Source organism: Anaerosporobacter sp., assembly GCF_965301125.1.
In genome coordinates, this window is record NZ_CBDLAM010000237.1 from 1 (window position 1) to 4,986 (window position 4,986).

Annotated in this window: 6 protein-coding genes; all 6 read left to right on the forward strand. The window is 31.0% G+C overall.

From position 1 onward, the window contains the following. Positions 1–94: 94 nt before the first annotated feature. The 6 genes from ACW2QF_RS17675 to ACW2QF_RS17700 all read left to right on the forward strand — a co-directional run bounded on the left by ACW2QF_RS17675 (position 95) and on the right by ACW2QF_RS17700 (position 4,823). Entirely contained in the window at positions 95–892 is a 798-nt protein-coding gene (locus ACW2QF_RS17675; RefSeq protein WP_455717339.1) for a hypothetical protein, read from the forward strand. A gap of 87 nt (positions 893–979) precedes the next feature. Beyond that, positions 980–1,453 (forward strand): cupin domain-containing protein, encoded by a 474-nt coding sequence (locus ACW2QF_RS17680; protein WP_455717340.1) that lies wholly within the window; start codon positions 980–982, stop codon positions 1,451–1,453. A 325-nt stretch (positions 1,454–1,778) separates the two neighbouring features. Next, positions 1,779–2,543 (forward strand): DUF2087 domain-containing protein, encoded by a 765-nt coding sequence (locus ACW2QF_RS17685; protein ID WP_455717341.1) that lies wholly within the window; start codon positions 1,779–1,781, stop codon positions 2,541–2,543. 90 nt (positions 2,544–2,633) lie between these two features. Continuing rightward, positions 2,634–3,038 (forward strand): DUF1648 domain-containing protein, encoded by a 405-nt coding sequence (locus tag ACW2QF_RS17690; RefSeq protein WP_455717344.1) that lies wholly within the window; start codon positions 2,634–2,636, stop codon positions 3,036–3,038. 35 nt (positions 3,039–3,073) lie between these two features. Then, positions 3,074–3,844 (forward strand): hypothetical protein, encoded by a 771-nt coding sequence (locus ACW2QF_RS17695; protein WP_455717342.1) that lies wholly within the window; start codon positions 3,074–3,076, stop codon positions 3,842–3,844. Positions 3,845–4,148: 304 nt separating this feature from the next. Further along, on the forward strand, positions 4,149–4,823 hold the full coding sequence (locus ACW2QF_RS17700) for a response regulator transcription factor (protein ID WP_455717343.1): 675 nt from the start codon (positions 4,149–4,151) through the stop codon (positions 4,821–4,823). Positions 4,824–4,986: the final 163 nt, after the last annotated feature.

The following is a 4,986-nucleotide window of genomic DNA, read 5'->3' on the forward strand; positions in this document are numbered from 1 at the left end:
CATCATATAAATATCTTTTAGTAATGATTATTTATATGATTTTAGCATTTATAACAAGACTCTTAATAAAGACTTAAACGAAAGGAATTTTTAGATGAACAAGAAAAAACATCATCTTAGTTATTTAATAATCATAGTGTCTATACTTATTATTTTTACAGGATGTAAAACTAGTACCCCCAAAAGCAATAACTTGTTCTTTACTGACCTAGAGAAAGAAGAATTAGGTATTACGGACAAATCAAGTATCGAAATTTTTTCAAATCCTCTCTTAACAAATCAATATTTTGTCAAAGTGATTGAGAATAACAACTGGTTTGAAAGTATATATAGAGTTGTTGTTGATGGAAATCACAAACAAATCGAATCATTAGGTCTGGATGGAATAATTGAAGATTTTAATTTTTACACAGAAAGGGATTCTGTAAAACTACCGGATAAGTATCTCCCTTTGGTATTAGCTATTTCTTATTCGTCACATATGGGGAATGGACCTACTAACTTATATGTATTTACAACAGAAGGTGATATGGAAGAATTGTTGTGCGCTGAAAGTACTGTGGATGCTAACCTAGATACTGCGAGTGGTATTATTTATCAAAATAGATATTTAAACTTACATTTTCAAGATACGAATAACGGTGGTGAGTATAATGATATCGTTTTTTCAGGTGATGCCTACCAATATGGAGTAGCAGAAAACCCAAAAGATAATCCAATTGGGGCAAACTTTCTGTATCAAACATTACAATTAGAACGGATCTATTCATATGATCAAAAACAAGAAAAATATGTAGAAAAATCGAATAATGAAAAAGTAATACAAACCATGGATGGTGTTATGTCTTATCATGAATACTGGGAAGATCAGGCTAAAAATCATCGAAGATGATGAAAGATTTAAATAGATAGAAAAGGAGGCTTGTTAGACGGACCCTGTTATATTAATCTTGAAACAACACAATATGGAGGTATTAGTGTGAAACATAAAATTACAGTTATTAATGAAAGCGAAATTAAATCTAAACATAAACACATTCATGACCCTTATGAATACTATAAGAAAGAAGTAACTATAGATCATAATTCTGATCAATGTTATGTAGCATTCTACGAGATTCCACCAATGAAAAGTAATTACCCATACCATTACCACGAAGAAAATACAGAAGTATTTTATATAATTAAAGGAAATGGAGTACTTAGAACAGAAGATGGACCAATATTAATTAAAGCTGGTGATACGATTGTTTGTCCACCTGGTAAACATGGAGTACATAAGATAACAAATACATCTCAAGATAATATGCTTAAATATTTTGAAGTTGATACGACTAATTCACCTGACATAGTTCACTATCCAGATTCAGATAAGTTAGGTATCATGAAACACAATGAAGTTTCCTCCTTTTATAAGAACAATGCTGCAATTGATTATTATGATGGAGAATAACAGCAACCAAAAGAAATATCAATTCAAGGTGTTTTATATACATTTCTAATCCTATACCTATCTGTATTAGTTATACAGATAATGACTTATTGATAATATTGATTCTATCTTTACTATATTCCGATTGAGATATATTCTTCTCTTAAAGAATACACTAAGTTTAAATTAGTAATGGCTAAATTTAAAAACAATATTACAAAAATAATAGTATTTAGACTATACTCGAAAATAAAATAAACATATTTAATTATCGTTTATTGATATATAGACATATATCCATATTCGTTGTATAATATAGAAAAATAAAACATAAGGAAGTGTCTATATGGAACAAAAAAATTATATGTGGAATTTTTCGGTAGATGAAATAGTTACTGGATATAAGGAATGCAAAGACTCCTATCTATGTACAATCTGTGGTCAAGACTTCAAAAAAGGACTTATCTACCCAATCCATGATAAGTTATATGATGCTTATGGAGCGGTAAACCAACATCATGTTGTAGAACATGGTTTTATGGCTGATTATATATTGAGTCAAGAGTCATCTCTTATTGGAGTTTCAGATGTACAACAACAAATTTTGAAATTAATGTCTGAAGGGAAAGATGATAAAACAATATCAAAAGTCGTTGGTATTGCACAGTCTACCGTAAGAAATCATCGGTTTAAACTAAGAGAGAAAGAGAAGCAAGCGAAGTTATTCCTTGCACTTATGCAATCCTTAGAAGAAAAAACTAATCGATCTATCAATCAGGCTGATACAGGTTTAATAGAAGAAATTCATCCATCAGCTACCATGATTGATGACAGATATAGTATAACCGAGGATGACAGTGAGAAGACGATTAAGACATATATGACAGAAAACGGTGCTTTAACTCAATTCCCATCTAAGGAAAAGAAAAAGATTATTGTCCTTCGGGAGATTGTCAAGAACTTTAAGCCTAACTACGACTATACGGAGCGTGAAGTCAATACTATATTAGAAAGAATATATAGTGATTTTCCAACGATACGTAGAGCCTTAATCGAATATGGATTTTTCGATCGTTCCGCAGATTGTAGTGTATATAGGGTAAAAGTATAATGAAATTAATATAGAAGGGAGGAATCGTATACGAAGATTAAAAGAAGTAAATTAGATGTAATCGTTAACATTACAAGTTTATTATCTTTAATTGGAACCTCAATCTTTTTGATTATATCATGGAATAATATTTCTTCAACAATACCTGGACATTACAATGCCGCTGGAGAAGTTGATAAACTAACAAACAAAGGGAATTTGATTTACCTTCTTGCTACTGGCTGGGTTTTGTATATTGGAATGTCCTTTATTGAAAAATTCCCTAAGATTTGGAATACAGGAGTATCAGTAACAGAAGAAAACAAAGATAAAATTTATAGAATTCTAAAAGATATGTTAGGTTGTATGAAACTATTAATAGCACTAGTATTTTCATATTTGACATTGCAATCAATTAGTGGAGATAATTTATCTCCTCTTTTCCTACCAGTATTTTTGATTCTAATGTTTGGATCAATAGCTTTTCATTTAGTTCGCTTGTATAAAGCAAAATAAAGTTTAAATCTAAAATATGATCAGGAGGTAAGTAAATGTTTATACCAGAATTAAAACTTTCTCCAATTTACCCTGAAGCAAATGCAAGAATTATCTGTAACTTTTTATGCCCAGATAAAACAAACAATAAAACTCTCCCTTTTGCTGAGAAAACTCTATCAATGTATCCAGAACTGCGTGATATAATAGATCTATCTGATGAAAAACAAAGGAATCAGATTATCACAGCAGCAGTTTACAAGCGATTACAAGATGCCTCAGATGAAATCAATAGTAGGATAAACTATTTTTCTGAGAAATTTAATACATTCTTCTACGATTTTATAGTGGCACAATGTAATCTATATAATTATCAATGGACAGATGAATATCCAGTAATTAATTGTTATGTGGGATATATCCCCTTTTATCCAAGAAGCACAGCTTGTAAAACCTTCAATGTTTCCTATAATGATGACGAGAGAGTTTTCTCAGGTGCTGTTCATGAGATTAATCATATGATTTTTTATGAAAAGTGTAAAGAGATGTATGGAAATCCCAATTTAAAGGAGAAATACTTTCCTGATCCTTTATGGTTTCTTGAGGAAATCATTGTTGATCCTACATTGAATGATTTATCAGTTAAGCCATTCACTCTATATGAAAATCGGGCATATGATCAATTCTACACACAAATGGTTAATGGCAAAAGTATCATGCAATATATATTAGATATGTATGCTTCCAAGAACAGTATAGAAGAGTTTATAATAGATGCATATAACTTTGTTTGCCAAAATATTGAGTTTTTAATTAAAGGAGAGTAACATTACATAGAAGTACCTCGTATATGACTTAGAACTTATAAGACTTTGAAGACTTTCTTTTTTCGTCGCCAACTATTTCACTACTTTTATTAAGATTAGGGTGTTACGTCACAATTAATAATCCAGTGCTACGATAGTTAAAACGCGCAGGAATTAACAGACTCTGGATTAGAATGTATAATGAAATAACTAAAAAAGTTTAGATTTAGTTTATTAATCTATACTATAATATAAGTAATTGCGAAAATATATATTGAGTTTCGCAATTACCTATATACTATAATTAATATTGAGGTGAATGTGCATGGTTCATATTCTTGTTGTTGATGATAACAAAAATACTAGAAAGCTAATGAAAGCTATATTAGAAGCTGAGCAATATACTGTATTTACAGCAGAAAACGGAGAGGACGCATTACATGTTATGGATACCAATCACATTGATCTTGTGGTTTTAGATATCATGATGCCAAAGATGGATGGCTATGAATTTACGAAAATACTACGTAGCGTTAACAATAATCTTCCTATACTAATGGTTTCTGCCAAACAGCTTCCTTCAGATAGAAAAAAGGGATTCCTAGTTGGGACAGACGATTTTATGACAAAGCCAGTTGATGAAGAGGAGATGCTTCTAAGAATTAAAGCACTTTTACGTCGTGCAAAGATAACAAGCGAGCGAAAAATTACTATAGGAAGTGCTACATTAGATTATGATTCCATGAGTGTAACGAGAGAAGATGAGACACAGATTCTTCCACAAAAAGAGTTTCTACTTCTCTATAAATTATTATCTTATCCTGGGAAGATTTTTACCAGGATACAGCTTATGGACGAGATATGGGGTGCTGAAAGTGATACCGGCTGGGAAACTGTCACTGTGCATATAGGACGATTACGTAAACGATTCGAAGGATGGCCTGAATTTGAAATTGAGTCCGTTAGAGGACTTGGATATAGGGTGGTGAAAAAGATATGAGAAAACCAAAGAATCTGCCAAAGAACCCACCAAGATTAATACTAACAATTGTATTTGCTGCAGTAGTTTTTATTATCTTAGTTATTACAATGATAATCGTAGCTACTATTGCTATTATGATGAATCAGGCTGGTATCAATGGAGTCTTTAGTACTCCTAATAT